The following is a 17,651-nucleotide window of genomic DNA, read 5'->3' as shown; positions in this document are numbered from 1 at the left end:
AGGACAAAAACCTTGCTTTGACTAAAAAATACTGAACCACAAACGTGCTCGGAAAGACTCAAAAAACCGAAATTCTACTGACCATTAAACCACACCTATGTCACTTACCCTCACCCAAATAAAAGCCTCCCTCGAAGACGGCCTCCTCTCCTTCCCCATCACCGATATGGACGAAAAAGGGCAATTCAATGCTACTACCTACGCCTCCCGCCTCGACTGGTTCGTGACTCACAAAGTATCGTCTATCTTTGTCGCTGGCGGAACAGGTGAGTTCTTCTCTCTCTCAGAGCAGGAGTACAAAAAGATCGTAGAAGTAACGGCTGAAACTGTTCAGGCAAGGGTGCCGATGATCTCCAGCGTGGGTCGCAGCATACCAGAGGCGATTGCCTTTGCAAAAATCGCCGAGAATGCTGGCATGAGTGCACTGCTGCTAATGCCGCCCTACCTCACCGAATGCCCGAAAGACGGCTGCTATGAGTATGCCAAGGCCATTATGGACAACACCAGCTTGCCGGTGATTTACTACAACCGGGCCAATGGCGTGCTTTCAGCAGACTATGTCCAGAAGCTGGCGGACAACTGCGATAACTTTATCGGGCTCAAGGATGGCACCGGCAACATGCAGGAACTGAACGACACGATCAAGTCAGTAGGCAGTCGCTTGTCGTACATCGGTGGCGTGCCCACAGCCGAGATCATTGCTGAGGCATATTTGTCAATCGGCGTGAATACCTATTCTTCGGCAGTATTCAATTTCGTCCCGGAGCTGGCCAACCTTTTCTACAAGAGCCTGAGAGCTGGCGATAAAGAAACAGTCGCCAAAATCACGAGGGAATTCTACATTCCATTCGTAAGGCTCCGGTCGAAAAAGAACGGCTATGCAGTGAGTTTGATCAAGGCCGGTGCCAAGCTCATCGGCCGAAGCGCTGGTGATGTAAGAGCGCCACTAGTGATGCCGACAGCAGAAGAAACAGGAGCACTGGAAACCCTCATTCACCAGTCGCAAGCGCTTTTGGCCGGGTAACAAATTGCTTTGTGCCTGAGAGGTGGATGCAGTAACTTGTTGAGCTCATTGAAGTATTGGCACGGTTACCAACAAAGACTCTTTTTATTATGAATCCATTGAACAAACCACGCCTACCAGCACTTTTGGGTCTGGTAATTATCCTACAACTGACCTTTTTTTCTTATGCCCTTGCACAATACCCCGGCATCGAAAAAGACATTGCTGCCAATCGTAAGGGGCAGCTGGTCATCAAAGCCAAGCCAGGCGAAAAAGTCGCAGTCGAACAGCTAAGCCACGACTTCTGGTTTGGGGCCGCCATTGGCAACGGTATAGCGGGCGGGTGGTCGGAAGCTGACAAAAAAATCTATAAAGAGAAGTTTTTGGAAAACTTCAACTCGGCAGTCACCGAAAACGCAGTGAAGTGGCTCAGCATGGAGAGGGAGAAAGGCAATGTTAACTATGCAACAATTGACACGATTCTAAGCTTCACCGAAGCAAACAATATCCCCTTGAGGGCACACAATCTCTTCTGGGGTATCGAAAAATTTGTGCAGCCCTGGGTGAAGGAGATGAATGACGAGGAGCTGAGAAAAACCCTGCAAAACCGGGCGGAGACCGTCACCGCCAAATACAAAGGAAGATTCGTGGAGTACGACCTCAACAATGAAATGATCCACGGCAACTACTACGAAGATCGGCTGGGGCCGGAGATTACCAAACAAATGGCACAATGGGCCCGCAACGGCGACCCTGACATCAAGCTCTTTTTGAACGACTACGACATCCTCACCGGCAAGCGGCTGGATGATTACATGGCCCAGATTCGCTTTCTTTTGAATCAGGGAGTGCCCCTTGCCGGCATTGGGGTGCAGGGGCATCTGCATACCGACACTTTTGACCGGTCGGAGCTGAAGCGATGCCTGGATTCGCTGGCCATTTTCAATTTACCCATCCGTATTACGGAGTTCAATATGCCCGGGCAGCGGTCGCAGTACCTGAGTGATAATCCGCCGACAATGACACCTGCTCAAGAGCTACAAAGAGCCAAAGAGATGGCCGACTACTACCGGATCTGTTTTGCTCACCCGGCAGTTGAGGGCATACTGATGTGGGGTTTCTGGGAAGGCAATAACTGGATCAAAGCCTCCTCACTTTACAAACGTGACTGGTCGCCTACCCCAGCACTTGAGACCTACCAAAATCTGATTTTCAAAGAATGGTGGACAAAAGCATCAGGGGTTGCCAATAAAAAGGGAGAATATGCCGTTTCTGCTTTTTACGGTAAATACAAAGTAACCATCAACGGCGTACCAAAAGAGGTAAACTTCACCGGACAATAGAACCAATCGCTCCATTTACAAGAATGCCCTGGCAATAGATCGATTGAAACTCGCTTACTTTGAAACATTATAAGCGAACGACTGAATGATCTACTTCTTGCATATTGGCTTTGACGGCAGCAACTACCACGGCTGGCAGTGGCAACCCAAAGCCACCAGCGTACAGGAAACGATAGAAAAAGCCCTGCATAAGATTTTTAAAGCCCCTGTGACTGTGTATGGTTGCGGGCGCACCGATAGTGGCGTGCATGCCAGTCAGTACATGATGCATATCGATATTGAGCACGACGTTGACTTTGACCTGAAGTTTCGGCTCAACAAAAACCTACCAGAAGACATTACAGTGTATGAGGTACTGGAAATGGAAGAAGGGCGACACAGCAGGTACGACGCCAATTCCAGGACTTACGATTACTTCATCCATCTATACGAAGACCCGGTACTGCACAAGTACAGCTCCTGCTACAACAGATTGGCTGACCTTGACTATGAGTCGATGCAAATGGCAGCTGCCATACTGCCCCTTTATAGCGATTTCAAACCTGTTTGCAAACGGCCCGACGACTACAAGCACACCCATTGCAAGGTAACCGAGGCCAGACTGTATGTTAGTCACGATGGACAACGCATGCGGTTCACCATCACTGCGGATCGCTTTCTCAGGAGCATGGTGCGTCTTTTAGTCGCCTATCTGCTGAAAATAGGCACAAGGAAGTTAAGCTTCGAAGAGTTTGAAAATATCCTGAAAAACACAATTGTTGTGCCTAACATGATTCTCGCAATGCCCAATGGCCTTTACTTGTCCAGGGTAGAGTACCCCTATTTGAAGATCGAGCCAAAAGAAGACTTTAGTAGTTTTTTGAAGGTGGGATTGAGTGATTAGATTGGGTGGCAAAGGCCAATTTCATTGTCGTGGCGTTTTAGTTCGTATCGGTCTGGTTCCTAGCGAGAAGCTAAATGGCGACAAATGGACTTCCCAACCAAAAGTAAATGGCCTGCCTTGAATCAAGTTCTAGATAGAGAACGTCTAAGTATTTTTTCGTATTTTTGAGCAATAAGTCAGATTATGAAGTTAAGGCTAAGAGGTAACAGCATAAGGCTCCGTCTGGAGCAACATGAAATCGACGAATTGATTGACAAAGGTGAGGTATCCGAAAAACTTCCCTTCTCCGATCACCAATCGTTTGGCTACACCCTGGCCACCAACAAAAACGGTGAATTCAAGGCGGTTTTTTCAGGCGCTATCATTAAGATTGAGGTGCCTGTTGGCCTGGCCAAAAGCTGGTCTGAGTCTGACGAAGAGGGCATTTATCAACCACTCAATGCCAATACCGCCTTTGAAATAAAGCTCGCCGTAGAAAAGGACTTTCAGTGCTTGCACAAGCGGCCCGAAGAAGATGAGACCGACCTTTTCCCTAATCCCAGGGCTAATGATTAGGCTTGTAAAGCCTTCTTGACCAACGCAGAGACACCGTCCGGCAATTCCATCGAAATCGCCCACTGATGGCATCTTTCAGACATTTTACCCCACGTCTTTTGTAGAATATCAATTACTTTGGCTTCCTCATGCTGGGCAGCAAAGTCTTCAGCATAGTACTTAAGAAACACGAGGCACACCACATCTTCCAGCGTAGCCACCTCCCCGTCCTGCTTCACTCCTTTCTTAATAATCAGGTTCCTGACAATATCAATGTCGGTTTGAGGGAACCCTCTTTTTTCCATTATGCCCGACAATTGATCGGCGTGGTACAGCTTAAGCTTGCTTCTCCACTTCAGGTAACCTGGTCTGTCCATTGGGAAGCTGTTTCTCGGACTGTTCCACCGGCCAATGTGCTGGCCTCTTGCTGCAATTTGTAACTGCACGCTAGCGTGGGGGGCAAACAAGTGCAGCATTTCAGTCATTCGTACACTGTAGAGCAACTCCGTAGGATACGGCTTCCCATCGACCTCCACAAGCCTTGGGTCTTCCTTGTTAACGCTGTCGATGTCGGCCAGCGCAAGGTTCAGTCTTTCTTCTTCTGAAATCATGTTCTTTGTATCTCGGCAGCGGCCAGCTGAGATTTTATCAATTGTAAAGCACTTGCCACCACTTTACCTACAACAATGATAGCAGGAGTTTCAATTCCCTGCACCATCGACTCCTGATAAATAGTGCTGGCGGATGCAAAAAGCTTCCGTTCATCAGGTTGACTACCCTTGCTGATCACAGCCATCATTTCGGAGTCACCCCTGTGCATCGCAGCCATCTGCGCTATTTCGGCCAACTTACTAACTCCCATTAGAACGATGACTGTTCCCTTCCCAGCTACAGCCCATTGCAGCTCTTCAGTCAAACTTCCGTCGCTTGCCGTGGCAGTCACAATCGTGATGCCGGCATTCACACCTCTAATAGACAACGGAATGCCTGCCAAAGGAGCAACGGCGAAAGCACTGCTAATGCCTGGCACGTAAGAGGTATCCACACCATGTTTCATAGCATACTCCATCTCTTCAAAGCCTCTGCCAAACACAAACGGGTCTCCCCCTTTGAGCCGCACCACCGTTCCACACTTTCGGGCATACTTCACAATCATCTTATTAATGTAGTATTGCTGCACATGGTGAAGTCCCTTTCGCTTGCCCACAAAAACATGCTGAGCGTTTGGCGCATACTCAGTGAGCAGCTCTTCATTGGCCAGGGCATCATACAATACAACGTCAGCCGACTGGAGGGCCTTGGTTGCCTTAATGGTAATTAGCTCAATATCGCCCGGGCCAGCGCCTACCAAAATGAGCTTGGGAGTCTTTTTGTTGCCTGAAACCATATTTTTCAAAGTTTTGATATTTTTTACGTAGTAAATCTAGCATTACTTAATTTAATTTAAGTATTTTTACGTAATTAATTTACGTAATTATGATAAACGTACTTGTAATTGGAAATGGCATGGTGGGCTACAAGTTTTGCGAAAAGCTTGTAAACAAAGCCCCGAAAGCATTCAAAATCACCGTATTTGGCGAGGAGCCCAGCCCCGCCTACGACAGGGTTCACTTAAGTGAATACTTCGCCCACAAGTCAGTGGAGCCACTATTAATGGCACCACGACAGTGGTATGAGGAGAATTCGATAGACCTCGTAACTAGTGAAATGGTGGTCAGCATCAACCGGGAGGCCAAAAGTATAACAACACACAAAGGGAGGACATTTAGTTACGATAAGCTCGTTTTAGCCACTGGCTCCACTCCCTTCGTGCCACCTATTGAAGGCTCCAACAAATCAGGTGTTTTTGTCTACCGGACAGTAGAAGACCTGGATGCTATGGAAACTTACAGCAAAAACGCTAAAACTTCGGCAATATTGGGCGGCGGGTTGCTTGGGCTTGAAGCTGCCAAAGCTGCCATGGACATGGGACTGGAGGCGCATGTGATAGAGTTTGCTCCCAGGTTGATGCCAAGGCAATTGGATGAAGCTGGTTCCAACATGCTCCAAGCCACACTGGAATCAATGGGACTTCATGTCCATCTAAGCAAATCTACCGCAAGCATCGACGGCGATGAAGCGATGACATCCATGACCTTCACTGACGGAGCTACGCTTGAGGCCGAAATGCTCATCATTTCCTGCGGCATCAGGCCAAGAGACGAACTGGCCAATGAATCCGGCCTTGAAAAAGGAGAAAGGGGCGGCATCAAAATAAATGAATCAGCGCTGACAAATGATTCCGACATATATGCCGTTGGCGAGGTGGCTTCCTACATGGGCATGACCTACGGGCTGGTGGCACCAGGCTACGATATGGCTACTGTGGCTGTCGAGCACCTGACAGGCGCTGATACGAAAGGATTTACTGGTGCGGATATGTCAACCAAGTTAAAGTTGATCGGTGTGGACGTGGCAAGCTTTGGCGATGCCCTTGACGAGGGAAAGCAATACAAGTCCATCGTGTTTGAAGACAAGAACGCAGGCATCTACAAGCGTGTGAATATTTCCAAAGATGGGAAGAAACTTATGGGAGGCATTCTGGTGGGCGACGCCAGCAACTACAACATGCTGTTTCAAATGATGCTGAATGGCATGGCCCTGCCACCCCACCCGGAAGACCTCGTGATGGACACCAGTCGCCAGGGTACTCCGGCGGGCAACACTGTGGATATGCTACCCGAAAGTGCTCAGATCTGTTCTTGCGAAAATGTGACCAAGGGAGCACTGGTTCAGGCAATTGAAGGGGACGGCGTGGAGCAATTTGCCGCCTTAAAGACCTACACAAAGGCAGGTACCGGATGTGGTGCTTGCAGCCCTATGGTCAATGACATATTGACCGCCACCCTTAAAAAGATGGGCAAGAAGGTGAGAAAGGTGTTGTGCGAGCATTTTGACTATACCCGTCAGGAGCTCTTTGATTTGGTCAAAATCAACAATATCCACTCTTTCAATCATCTAATCAGCGACTATGGCAAAGGGTATGGCTGCGAAACCTGTAAGCCGGTAGTTGCTTCCATACTTGCCAGCGCCTGGAACGGCCTCATTCTTAAGCAAGACACCATTCAGGACACCAACGACCGTTTTCTCGCCAATATCCAAAAGGGAGGTACTTACTCGGTCATCCCAAGGATAGCGGGTGGAGAAATCACCCCTGAAAAGCTTATTGTGATCGGCGAGGTAGCTAAAAAATATGACCTCTATGCTAAAATAACAGGCGGTCAACGGATCGACTTACTTGGTGCAAGAATTGACCAGCTACCTGACATCTGGGAAGAGCTGATCAACGCTGGCTTCGAAAGTGGCCACGCTTACGGTAAAGCCCTTCGTACTGTAAAAAGCTGCGTAGGCAGCGCATGGTGCCGCTATGGCCTGCACGATTCAGTAAGCTTTGCCATCCGGATTGAAGAAAGGTATAAAGGCCTTAGAGCACCCCACAAAATAAAAAGTGCCGTGTCGGGTTGCCGGAGAGAATGTGCAGAAGCGCTGAGCAAAGATTTCGGGATCATCGCCACTGAGAAAGGCTGGAACCTATACGTTGGAGGCAATGGTGGTGCCAACCCACAACATGCAGTGCTCCTGGCGGGGGATATCGACGAAGAAACCTGCATTGCCTATATCGACAGGTTCTTGATGTTTTACATTAAAACGGCTGAGCCACTTAACCGCACGGCCACCTGGATGAACAAACTTGAGGGGGGCCTGGACCACCTGAAGCAAGTGGTGGTGGAAGACTCTCTGGGCATGGGCAAACAACTCGAAGCAGAAATGCAATTGTTGGTTGAAGCATATGCCTGTGAGTGGAAGGAAGTGGTAAACAACCCAGCCCTAAGGGCTAGATTCAAACACTTTGTAAATAGCCCCGAGACAGACCCGTCACTTAAGTTTGACAAGCAGAGAACACAGAAAGTACCCGCTGGGTGGTAGTGCCTTGTCCTGTTAGCTAACATTATAAAAAGAAAAAAATGACTCCAAACGAACAAACTTCCGAAACACTGACCGACGCAATTAACTGGCACCTGGCGGCAAAAGTCGAAGACTTTCCTGAAAATGGAGGAGCTTGTGTATACGTCGAAGGCAAACAGATTGCAGTTTTCAATTTTTCTGCCAGAAATGAGTGGTACGCCTGTCAAAACATGTGCCCACATAAGCAGCAGATGATCCTGAGCCGTGGAATGATCGGTTCTCACGCAGAAGAGCCCAAAGTGGCCTGCCCCTTCCACAAAAAAACATTCTCGCTGTCGACTGGCAAAAGCCTCAACGGAGACACCTGCGACATCGACACCTACCCAATCCGGGTGGATGAAGGCGTTGTTTACATAGGTTTATCCTAAATTAGGGCAGCAGTTGTTGATTCCATGAACCAAAAGCACGTGAGGTCTAAATTTGAGAGGTTAGGAAGGTTCTACATATTGGCGCTTTCAGGTATAGCTGCAATCATCATTATCAGTCAGGTTCTCATCCAGAACTTCATTGCCAGTCAGCAGGACGATTCTCATGTAATCAACGTAGCAGGGCGTCAACGCATGCTGAGCCAGCGAATAGCGAAATCAGCACTGCTGATTTCACAATCAGAGAGTCTGTCGGAAATGCAGCTCTATGCTGATGAACTAAAAAGCGTGGTTGACCTTTGGGAAGCCTCGCACAATGGGTTACTGAATAGTGACTCTGCCGCAGGCCTAAAAGGTGAAAATAGCCGGCAAATTGAAGCGATGTTTGAAACAATTACCCCCTACTACATCACTATCGTCGAAAATTCCAGGGTCCTGATAGCCAGAGTTGCTTCCCGCTCTACTTTTGATGAGCCACTGCAGGTCGCAATAGACGAACTCACCGCCACTATACTTAGGAATGAAGGGCCATTCCTTACCACCATGGATGACATTGTTTCTCAGTATGACAGGGAAGCAAGGGCCAGGGTTGATAAACTGAGCGTCACCGAGCTCATTTTGGTGGCTATTTCCCTCTCTATTATCGTCCTTGAGTTCATTTTCATCTTTCAGCCCACCGCCAGAAACGTTAACCAAACTATTAAAAACCTCGCAGAGTCCGAGCTGTCCTCCAATCAGATGGCGCATGAAATCAACAGACTTTATGTGGAGCTGGGCAAATCTTATCAGGATCTTGAGGCCGTAAAGGTGGAGCCCAAAAGCTATACCGTGCTTTGCAAAACAAAGGAGAACGGGGCAATATATTGGATGTCGGAGTTTATGAGGGAAAAGTTTGTTGACGAAACCACCAAATTACCCGAGTCGCTTTTCGATTTTTTCAAGCAGGACGGACACCAGAGAGATGCTATAGAAGGTGTAAAAAAACTTCTGAGTGAGGGAAAAACCTGGACAGGAGAAATGAAATTTACTGAAGTATCGGGAGACTTTCTCTGGCTTGACTTAACCATTACTCCCACCACCAACCGTACTGGCAGCAATGAATTGATGGTGGTGGGCAGAGACATCACCGATGTGAAGGAAGCGCAAATGATGGCCCGTGAGCTCAACCGTGAAAAAATTGAGAAGAGTGTCAACGAGCTTCGCTACCGGTCGGTACTGATACTTGAAGGACAGGAGGAAGAACGCAGCCGCCTGGCCAAAGAGCTGCACGATGGCATTGGGCAGATGCTTACCGCCATGAAGATGAACCTTGACTCAGTGTCGCTGACCGGCGCCAGCCACAACAGGCAACGGCTCGACGACATTAAGCATTTCCTCAACAGTGTGATGAAAGAGGTTCGCCGTGTTTCCTTCAACCTGGCCCCCAGCAGCCTGAGCGATTTCGGACTGGTGCCTGCCGTACGAAAGTTTTGTGCGGAGGTAAACAAGGTCTCTGAAATTGAGGTTGAGTTTGTCGACAAAACGCAGTTCATCAATAGGTTAGAGAACAACATCGAGATGAATATCTACCGAATAGTACAAGAAGGTGTGAATAATGCCATCAAATATTCGGGAGCTAAAAAAATAACGATAACTTTCTCCCATAATCCGAGCCAGCTCACTATAAGCATTGTAGATGACGGCAAAGGTTTCAATTACAAACAATTGGCGGAAACGGGCCACTTTACGGAATCAGGGCACGGCATCTTTAATATGAAGGAAAGAGCCGCTTTTGTAGACGCTGATTTCCAGATTGAGTCCGAAAAGGGAACGGGAACACATATCGCTATAACAGTACCTATATAAACTATGCCTGCTATCAGAGTAGTCCTTGCCGATGACCATGAAATTGTAAGGAATGGCATCAAAATATTATTGGAAAGTGAAGGAGATTTGGAGGTAGTGGGTGAAGCCTCCGACGGGCAGGAAGCGCTGGATGAATGCAAAAGCAAGCAGCCTGATATTTTGATTGTGGACATCAACATGCCAAAAATGAATGGAATCGAAACCATTCGTCAGCTCAAGGTCTACTCACCCACCACCAAAGCCCTGGTACTCTCCATGCATGAAGATGAGGAGTATATCCTCCAATCTGTAGAAGTAGGTGCTACAGGATATTTGCTCAAAGGATCCAACAAACAAGAGTTTGTCAAAGCCATTCATACGGTTCAAAAAGGTGAAAAATACTTTACCGGCGATATCTCCAATATTTTGGTGCAGCACTACCTCAACCTGAGAAACAAAACTGCTACCTCACCCACTCCACAAGAAACCGGAGACAATGCCCTGACAAAGCGGGAAAAGGAAATTTTAAGTCTGATCTACAAAGGAGAAAGCAATAAAGATATTGCCGAAAAACTAGACAAAAGCGTCAGAACCATCGAAACACATCGTTTCAACATCATGAAAAAGCTGGATGCCAATAACCTGGCGGAACTCCTACGTAAAATTGACGGGGACCCCTCTCTGAAACAGGCTTTGGAGTTGAACCAATAATCTGGAGGCCTGGTTATTTTCTGGAACCATGCAAGCTCAACCTTTTCTTGAATAGCTGACCTATACTGGTTTAGCTTTGAGGAAAGGTCAAAATTATTCGTATTTTTAATAAACTTCTGCAAGAATATGGGCACAAAGACAATATCTGTAGATTTCCCCTCTGATATCTTACTTGCACTCAACGAGAGTGAAACCGACTTAAAAAAAGACATAAAAATCTCCCTGGCCATCAGATTGTATTCATTACAAAAGCTAACCATTGGAAAAGCATCGCAGTTAGCTGGCGTATCAAGGCTGGCATTTGAAACCATCCTTTCTGAAAACAATATCCCAATTTCAAATCTTACGATTGAAGACATAATGGGTGACAGTCAAAAACTTCAATAGCGGACTTGACGGAGTTTAAGGCGGCTATTGTTAGCCTTAGCCACCCTCTCACGATCAACGCAGCTCTGTTCTATGTAACTCCACAAGAGTATAACTGGTTAATCACTTGCATGGCTTCAATTTCTAAGCCTTTTTAGGTTCTGAAATTGCCAAATATTCATTTGTCAAGCTCCAAACTATGGATATTCTATTTTTACGTATAATTACGTAATTACTCATTATATTTCTACGTAATTTAAGTGTTAGTACGTACTTTTACATGAAAGACGTACAGCATGAGAAAAATCTACCTATTCCTATTCATTTCCTGCCTGGCTGCTATTGAGGTTAGTGCCCAATTCAGTATTGGCGGAGAGGTACGACCACGTACAGAGTATCGCCATGGTTTTAAGACCCTGGCCAATGAGGATACCAAAGCGGCATTCTTTACCGAGCAGCGCTCCAGGCTCTATTTTGACTACAAGTCTGACAAGGTAGCCGCCAAAATTACTCTCCAGGATGTTCGACTGTGGGGCGGCGCCACGCAGGTGTACAAGTCCGATGCAGCACTAACCAACGTGTATGAAGCCTGGGGACAGTATAATTTCACGGATGCCCTTTCCATCAGGGTCGGTCGGCAGGCACTGGATTACGACAACGCCCGCATACTGGGTAACCTGGGCTGGGCTGCCCAGGGCAGGTCACACGATCTGGCACTCTTTCAATGGCAAAAAAATCAGTCGAAGTGGCATGTTGGTGCAGCCTTCAATCAAGAAGACTTGTTGTCTCCCTCCGAACCTGGCAGACTGAAAAACACCTACTACTTCCTGGGCGGAAACTACAAAACCATGCAGTTCTCATGGTTCAATCAATCATTCGAATCAGGCAATGTATCCTTTCTTGTATTAAACAATGGCGTTCAGTCTGCGCTGGATTCTACAGTCTATTTCAGCCAAACAGCCGGAGCATATGCAGTTAAAAAACTTGGCAAGGTAAGCCTGAATGGTGAAGCCTATTACCAGTTTGGTAAGAATCCGGCAGGCAAGTCCATAGGCGCTTTCCTCTTGGCGGCCAACATCACCTACTCTGTCGGAAAAACACCCGTTACCCTGGGTGTGGATTACCTGAGCGGCGCATCTTCCACCAGCAGCAAAGACAACGCCTTCAACCCGCTTTATGGTACTCACCACAAGTTCTATGGCTACATGGACTACTTCTACGTGGGCAACGGGCACAGCAACGTGGGCATCAAAGACCTTTATCTAACAGCTAAATTCAAACTCTCTGAAAAAGGAGCACTTGAAACCGGCGTTCACCAGTTCATTAGCGGTTCCGAGATTCCATCCACCGATAACAGCTCCTACAAAACCACCCTTGGTACTGAGCTTGATCTGGTTTTCAGCCAGGCTTTCAACAAAGATGTGCTTCTGCATGTCGGTTACTCCCAAATGATGGCTTCCTCTAGTATGGAAATCATTAAGCCTGGCGGCAGCAGCAGTGCCTTTAACAACTGGGCGTGGGTCATGCTGACCATCAAGCCTACTTTCTTCGAATTGGCTCCGTGACCCTATTCATACAATCTATTCATCCATTCAAAAAGAAATGACCATGAGTATCATGACAAAATCAAACAAGGCAACCCGGATTGATATGTTCAACTTCAGTTCGGTACAAATGCGCACATTTCACCTTACCTGGCTGGCCTTTTTCCTTTGCTTTTTCGGCTGGTTTGGTTTAGCGCCCATGCTGCAAATAATCAGAGACGACCTTGGCATCACCACCGACCAGATTGTGACCACCAACATGGTGGCCGTAGCCTCCACCGTCTTCATGAGGCTGTTTGTTGGCTGGCTTTGCGATAAAATCGGGCCACGTATCACCTACACCTGGCTTCTGGTACTGGGTTCTATCCCTGTGATGCTGGTAGGCCTTTCTCAAAGTTACGAGCAGTTCCTTATTGCCCGTATGTTCATCGGAGCTATTGGTGCCTCATTTGTCATTACCCAATTTCACACCTCGGTAATGTTCGCTCCCAATGTGGTGGGCACTGCCAATGCCACAACTGCTGGCTGGGGCAACCTGGGCGGCGGCGTAACACAACAGGTAATGCCCTTCGTTTTCGCCGGAGCGTTGGCCTACTTTGGTTCTGAACACCTCGCCTGGCGCTACGCCATGATAGCTCCAGGATTTCTACTGTTAGTAATGGGGTTTGTTTACTACAGATACACAAAAGACACGCCTGAGGGCAACTACTCGGAAATAGAAGAGAAAGTAGCTCACTCAAAATCGGGTAATAGCGGCAAGGTTTTCAAAGAAGCTTTGAAGGACTACAGGGTTTGGGCATTGTTTCTCATTTATGGTGCTTGTTTCGGTGTAGAGCTAATCGTGAACTCAAAAGCCGCACTTTACTTTGCTGACTATTTCACAATGGATCTGAAGACTGCCGGCCTCATCGCCGGACTATTTGGGCTAATGAACCTTTTCGCTCGCTCCCTTGGGGGGATGCTGGGTGACAAGTTTGGTAAAAGCAACGGTCTCAAAGGCCGTGTAAAGTGGTTGTTTGTATCCCTTTTCTGCCAGGGAATAGCCCTTGTGGTATTCTCCAGAATGGGCACCATACCAACTATTATTGGCTCCCTGATTGTTTTCAGCGTCTTTGTTCAAATGAGCGAGGGGGCCACATTCAGTGTGGTGCCATTCGTTAACAAAAAAGCCCTGGGAGCGGTATCTGGTATTGTGGGTGCCGGTGGCAACGCTGGTGCAGTAGCAGGCATGTTCCTTTTCAAGAAAGAGCTCACGGGTCTGGAGTGGCCCGAGTCATTTATGATCCTCGGCCTTATTGTGGTGGCTGTGTCGTTTACTGTGTTTGCCGTCAAATTCTCGCCTGTGATGGAGAAAGAGGCTGAAAAAGAAATGGAGGAATTACTGGCGTCGGTGAAGGAGACGCAGTTGAATCCAGAACGTGTACCCGCATAACTTTTCATACTACTGTATTGGTTAAAAGGAACCCTGGGGCGGCGCAAATTGGAAATGGAAACCTGCTGCCCCACTGTTCCCTTTTTCATTGACCCTTTATACTGATACTTATGTTAGAGCCCGCAGATAAAGTCCTTAAATCAACCTGCTCCTATTGTGGCACCGGCTGTGGAGTAGAAGTATCTGTTGACAAAAAGGGTCGGCTAAATTTAACAGGAGATGCCAATCACCCGGTGAACAGGGGCATGCTCTGCTCCAAAGGAAAAAACCTTCACTACACTGTTTCAGATCACTCCGATCGGTTGCTGTATCCACAAATGCGCTGGAGTAAGTCGCACCCTATGCAAAGAACCGACTGGGATACAGCTATTGGAAGAGCGGCTGCAGTGTTCAAGTCTTTAATTACTAAATACGGCCCTGATTCCGTGGGCTTTTATGTGTCGGGGCAATGTCTGACCGAAGAATATTACCTTGTCAATAAGCTAACCAAAGGCTTTATTGGCACCAACAATATCGACACCAATAGCCGATTGTGCATGAGCTCAGCTGTGGCAGCCTACACTCAAAGCCTTGGCGAAGACTCAGTGCCCATCTCCTACGAAGACATTGAACTGGCCGACTGTTTTCTCATTGCGGGCGCCAATCCGGCCTGGTGCCACCCCATCCTTTTTCGCAGACTTGAGCAACACAAAGAACAACACCCTGACATTAAAGTGATTGTTATCGACCCCAGGGTCACCGATTCGTGTAGCCTGGCCGACCTGCATTTGCAGCTCAGGCCCGGCACCGACACGATCCTGCTTCACGCCATAGGAAGATGCCTTATTGAAAATGGCGATATCGATCTCGAATTTGTTCAGAACCATACCGACGGCTACGAAGACTACAAACTAAAAGTGCTCAGCACCTCTCTGGAGGATGCTGCCAGTATCTGCGACGTTCCTCTCGAGCAAATCAAGCTGGCAGCCAGCTATATTGGCGACGCCACCGGCTTTATCACCATGTGGGCCATGGGGCTCAACCAAAGCACCGAAGGGCTCAGTAAAAACCTGGCCTTGATTAACCTGAACCTGATCACAGGGCATTTGGGCAAACCTGGTTCCGGCCCATTCTCGCTGACTGGACAACCCAATGCTATGGGCGGACGGGAGGTGGGCGGCATGGCAACCCTTTTGGCTTCGCACCGAAACTTGCTCAACCCTGAGCACCGAAAAGAAGTAGCCGCCTACTGGGGAGTCGACCACATTTCAGAAAAGCCGGGCAAAACCGCCACACAAATGTTCGAAGCGTTGCGCAGTGGCGAGATGAAGGCCATCTGGATCATTTGCACCAACCCCGTAGTGAGCATGCCCGATGCCCGACTGGTAGACGAAGCGCTGAAGAATGCAAGGTTTGTCATTGTCCAGGACATCTCGGGGAAATCAGACACTCTTCCCTATGCTGACCTGGTTTTGCCAGCGGCGGGGTGGCTGGAAAAGGAAGGCACCATGACCAACTCCGACCGGCGCATCAGTCACCTGAACAAAGTAGTTTCTCCACCCGGCGAAGCTTTGGCTGATAGTGAAATACTGATCCGCTTTGCCAAACAGATGGGCTACCATGGTTTTGACTACCAGAACCAGGGCGAAATTTATGCGGAACACTGTAGCATGACCCGTGGCACCAAAATTGACATTTCGGGACTCAGCTATGAAAGGCTGAAGAAAGAGGGCTCCTTTCAGTGGCCCGTCCCAGACTCAGTTCACCCCGGCACTCCCAGGCTTTTTGCCGACAGGCAGTTTTACACCCCATCGGGCAAGGCACAAATCAAATCGGATACGCCTACCAATGCGACTGAGCCCTTGACCCCAGATTATCCCCTCATCCTCACCACTGGCCGCATCCGTGACCAATGGCACACCATGACCCGCACCGGCAAAGTCAACAAACTCAGGCAACATATTGACAAGCCTTTTCTCGAAATTCACCCCCAAGATGCGGCCGAAAGAGGCATTAAGGAAGGAATGGCCGTAGAAATTGAAAACAGCAGGGGTAGCGTGCAAGTGGTGGCCAAACTGACTGACACCATCAAAAAAGGGGTCGTTTTCCTGCCTATTCACTGGGGCAAAACACTGCAAAAAGACCTCACAAGGGCCAACAACCTCACGTCATCGGCTTTTGACCCTACCTCCAAGCAACCTGGGTTCAAATTTTCAGCGGTAGAAGTAAGGCCGCACAAGAAACCAGCGCAGAAAATTGTCATTGTCGGTGCTGGGGCTGCCGCCTACCGCTTCATCAACACACACCGGGAGCTCAACCTGGATGACGAAATCCACGTGTTTTCAAAGGAAGAGTTTCCTTTTTATAACCGGGTATTGCTGCCAGAGTACATCAATGACCAAAAGCAATGGGAAGACCTGCTCAAATTCAAAATCGGAGAATTCGAGCAACTCAACGTGCATTTGCATCAGTCAAACAGCATTGAAAGCATTGATCCAGCGCTCAAGATGGTCACTGACCAGTTTGGTGTGAGCCATAGCTACGACACCCTGGTGATGGCTACAGGTAGCAGAGCGTTTGTGCCATCGGATGTGCCGATACATTTGCCGGGCATTTTTACCATGCGAGACCGGCGTAATGCCGACGAGCTGAAAGCCACCGTAGGCGAAGGCAGCCATGTAGTAGTGGTAGGCGGCGGACTGCTTGGCCTGGAGTTGGCAGCAGCCCTTGCTGAGGTAAAAATCAAGGTGAGCATTATCCAGCTTTCTTCAAGGTTGATGGAACGCCAGCTCGACAGCCTTGCCAGCAATTTATTGCGGCAGGAAATCGAGAACATGGGTATCCAGGTCTACACCAACGACCAGGTGCAGTCGGTAGAAAGAATTAACGAGCAGTGTCTGGAAGCAAAGCTAAAAAGTGGCAAGAGCCTCATCAGCCATGCTATTGTATACGCCATTGGCACCAGGCCCAATCTGGAGCTAGGCAAAGAGGCTGGCCTTGACTGTGGCAGGGGTATCAAGGTGAACGATTACATGCAAACCAGCGACCCGAGCATCTACGCCCTGGGAGAAATAGCTGAGCATGAAGGGCAGCTCAACGGCATTACCGCTGCAGCTGAAAAACATGCAGACGTGCTGGCCCACTATCTTAATGGCGACCTGAGCAGTCGGTTCGCAGGCTGCACGCCCATGAACATCCTGAAAATGGCCGACGTTTCACTATGCTCCATAGGGATGGCAGAGGCACCGGAAAATGATCCTGCCTACGACGAGATCTTGCTGGTAGACAGAGGCCTCTCCTACTACAAAAAGTGCATCATCCATCACGACAAGCTGGTGGGCGTGATTCTCATGGGCGACAAAGCAGAATTTGCAGAATTCAGGGAATTGATCGAAAATGGCACTGAGCTTTCTGACAAACGAAAGAGTCTGTTGCGGTCGGGGTCGCAAAAAGAAGTTGTACTGGGTAAGCTGGTGTGCAGTTGCAACAACGTAGGAGAAGGTAATATTAAAAAAGCCATTGCTGGTGGCTGTAGCGATTTGCCGTCGCTATGCAAAGCTACAGGTGCCGGACTCGGCTGTGGCAGCTGCAAACCTGAAGTAAAAAACATTCTTAATCTTGAGGCTATTCCTGCCGAAGTCCTAAATTGACCGTGAGTGCAA

The 17,651-nt window shown here is 48.4% G+C and carries 14 protein-coding genes; 12 read left to right on the top strand and 2 right to left on the bottom strand.

Annotated features, from left to right (window positions below; all coding sequences use genetic code 11):
- Positions 1-97 precede the first annotated feature (97 nt).
- The 4 genes from RIF36_RS11400 (at position 98) to RIF36_RS11385 (ending at position 3,784) form a co-directional block, all read left to right on the top strand.
- A complete protein-coding gene (locus tag RIF36_RS11400) occupies positions 98-1,024 on the top strand; it encodes a 5-dehydro-4-deoxyglucarate dehydratase (protein WP_350127714.1) in 927 nt (308 codons plus the stop codon).
- A gap of 89 nt (positions 1,025-1,113) precedes the next feature.
- Positions 1,114-2,346: an endo-1,4-beta-xylanase gene (locus tag RIF36_RS11395; protein WP_350149350.1), complete on the top strand. Its 1,233-nt coding sequence runs from the start codon at positions 1,114-1,116 to the stop codon at positions 2,344-2,346.
- Positions 2,347-2,431: 85 nt separating this feature from the next.
- Positions 2,432-3,229, top strand: coding sequence for a tRNA pseudouridine(38-40) synthase TruA (gene truA, locus RIF36_RS11390; RefSeq protein WP_350074983.1), 798 nt, complete (start codon positions 2,432-2,434; stop codon positions 3,227-3,229).
- Positions 3,230-3,412: 183 nt separating this feature from the next.
- A complete protein-coding gene (locus RIF36_RS11385) occupies positions 3,413-3,784 on the top strand; it encodes a DUF7009 family protein (RefSeq protein ID WP_350128478.1) in 372 nt (123 codons plus the stop codon).
- On the opposite strand, the gene RIF36_RS11380 is transcribed toward RIF36_RS11385, so the two are convergent.
- Together RIF36_RS11380 and cobA are read right to left on the bottom strand one after the other, a co-directional pair.
- Positions 3,781-4,374 carry a DUF4202 domain-containing protein gene (locus RIF36_RS11380; RefSeq protein ID WP_350128480.1) on the bottom strand — a complete coding sequence of 198 codons (594 nt, stop codon included), beginning with the start codon at positions 4,372-4,374 and terminating at the stop codon, positions 3,781-3,783. The genes RIF36_RS11385 and RIF36_RS11380 overlap by 4 nt on opposite strands.
- On the bottom strand, positions 4,371-5,150 hold the full coding sequence (gene cobA, locus RIF36_RS11375) for a uroporphyrinogen-III C-methyltransferase (protein ID WP_350129021.1): 780 nt from the start codon (positions 5,148-5,150) through the stop codon (positions 4,371-4,373). Before cobA ends, RIF36_RS11380 begins: the two co-directional genes overlap by 4 nt.
- 89 nt (positions 5,151-5,239) lie before the next feature.
- Here cobA and nirB point away from each other — a divergent pair, with 89 nt between their 5' ends.
- The 8 genes from nirB (at position 5,240) to RIF36_RS11335 (ending at position 17,639) form a co-directional block, all read left to right on the top strand.
- Entirely contained in the window at positions 5,240-7,729 is a 2,490-nt protein-coding gene (gene nirB / locus RIF36_RS11370) for a nitrite reductase large subunit NirB (protein ID WP_350128483.1), read from the top strand.
- Positions 7,730-7,767: 38 nt separating this feature from the next.
- Positions 7,768-8,136, top strand: a complete 369-nt coding sequence (gene nirD, locus RIF36_RS11365) for a nitrite reductase small subunit NirD (RefSeq protein WP_350128485.1) — start codon at positions 7,768-7,770, stop codon at positions 8,134-8,136.
- Between the two features lie 39 nt (positions 8,137-8,175).
- Positions 8,176-9,978 (top strand): sensor histidine kinase, encoded by a 1,803-nt coding sequence (locus RIF36_RS11360; protein WP_350128487.1) that lies wholly within the window; start codon positions 8,176-8,178, stop codon positions 9,976-9,978.
- Between the two features lie 3 nt (positions 9,979-9,981).
- Positions 9,982-10,668, top strand: coding sequence for a response regulator (locus RIF36_RS11355; RefSeq protein WP_350128490.1), 687 nt, complete (start codon positions 9,982-9,984; stop codon positions 10,666-10,668).
- Positions 10,669-10,794: 126 nt separating this feature from the next.
- Positions 10,795-11,055 (top strand): UPF0175 family protein, encoded by a 261-nt coding sequence (locus tag RIF36_RS11350; RefSeq protein ID WP_350128492.1) that lies wholly within the window; start codon positions 10,795-10,797, stop codon positions 11,053-11,055.
- A 275-nt stretch (positions 11,056-11,330) separates the two neighbouring features.
- Positions 11,331-12,599, top strand: coding sequence for an alginate export family protein (locus RIF36_RS11345; protein WP_350128494.1), 1,269 nt, complete (start codon positions 11,331-11,333; stop codon positions 12,597-12,599).
- Positions 12,600-12,642: 43 nt separating this feature from the next.
- Complete coding sequence (locus tag RIF36_RS11340) at positions 12,643-14,010, top strand: NarK family nitrate/nitrite MFS transporter (protein ID WP_350090958.1); 1,368 nt, start codon at positions 12,643-12,645, stop codon at positions 14,008-14,010.
- Between the two features lie 110 nt (positions 14,011-14,120).
- Positions 14,121-17,639, top strand: coding sequence for a molybdopterin-dependent oxidoreductase (locus RIF36_RS11335; protein ID WP_350128496.1), 3,519 nt, complete (start codon positions 14,121-14,123; stop codon positions 17,637-17,639).
- Positions 17,640-17,651: the final 12 nt, after the last annotated feature.

The organism is Imperialibacter sp. (assembly GCF_040222815.1).
Lineage (GTDB): Bacteria > Bacteroidota > Bacteroidia > Cytophagales > Cyclobacteriaceae > Imperialibacter.
Note: the sequence above shows the minus strand (reverse complement) of the source record. Positions and strands in the feature narration are given on the sequence as shown.

Excerpts from the sequence above, each read along its gene's own strand:
- RIF36_RS11400 (WP_350127714.1), top strand. The coding sequence starts at position 98 with ATGTCACTTACCCTCACCCAAATAAAAGCCTCCCTCGAAGACGGCCTC.
- RIF36_RS11395 (WP_350149350.1), top strand. The coding sequence starts at position 1,114 with ATGAATCCATTGAACAAACCACGCCTACCAGCACTTTTGGGTCTGGTA.
- truA (WP_350074983.1), top strand. The coding sequence starts at position 2,432 with ATGATCTACTTCTTGCATATTGGCTTTGACGGCAGCAACTACCACGGC.
- RIF36_RS11385 (WP_350128478.1), top strand. The coding sequence starts at position 3,413 with ATGAAGTTAAGGCTAAGAGGTAACAGCATAAGGCTCCGTCTGGAGCAA.
- RIF36_RS11380 (WP_350128480.1), bottom strand. The coding sequence starts at position 4,374 with ATGATTTCAGAAGAAGAAAGACTGAACCTTGCGCTGGCCGACATCGAC.
- cobA (WP_350129021.1), bottom strand. The coding sequence starts at position 5,150 with ATGGTTTCAGGCAACAAAAAGACTCCCAAGCTCATTTTGGTAGGCGCT.
- nirB (WP_350128483.1), top strand. The coding sequence starts at position 5,240 with ATGATAAACGTACTTGTAATTGGAAATGGCATGGTGGGCTACAAGTTT.
- nirD (WP_350128485.1), top strand. The coding sequence starts at position 7,768 with ATGACTCCAAACGAACAAACTTCCGAAACACTGACCGACGCAATTAAC.
- RIF36_RS11355 (WP_350128490.1), top strand. The coding sequence starts at position 9,982 with ATGCCTGCTATCAGAGTAGTCCTTGCCGATGACCATGAAATTGTAAGG.
- RIF36_RS11350 (WP_350128492.1), top strand. The coding sequence starts at position 10,795 with ATGGGCACAAAGACAATATCTGTAGATTTCCCCTCTGATATCTTACTT.
- RIF36_RS11345 (WP_350128494.1), top strand. The coding sequence starts at position 11,331 with ATGAGAAAAATCTACCTATTCCTATTCATTTCCTGCCTGGCTGCTATT.
- RIF36_RS11340 (WP_350090958.1), top strand. The coding sequence starts at position 12,643 with ATGAGTATCATGACAAAATCAAACAAGGCAACCCGGATTGATATGTTC.
- RIF36_RS11335 (WP_350128496.1), top strand. The coding sequence starts at position 14,121 with ATGTTAGAGCCCGCAGATAAAGTCCTTAAATCAACCTGCTCCTATTGT.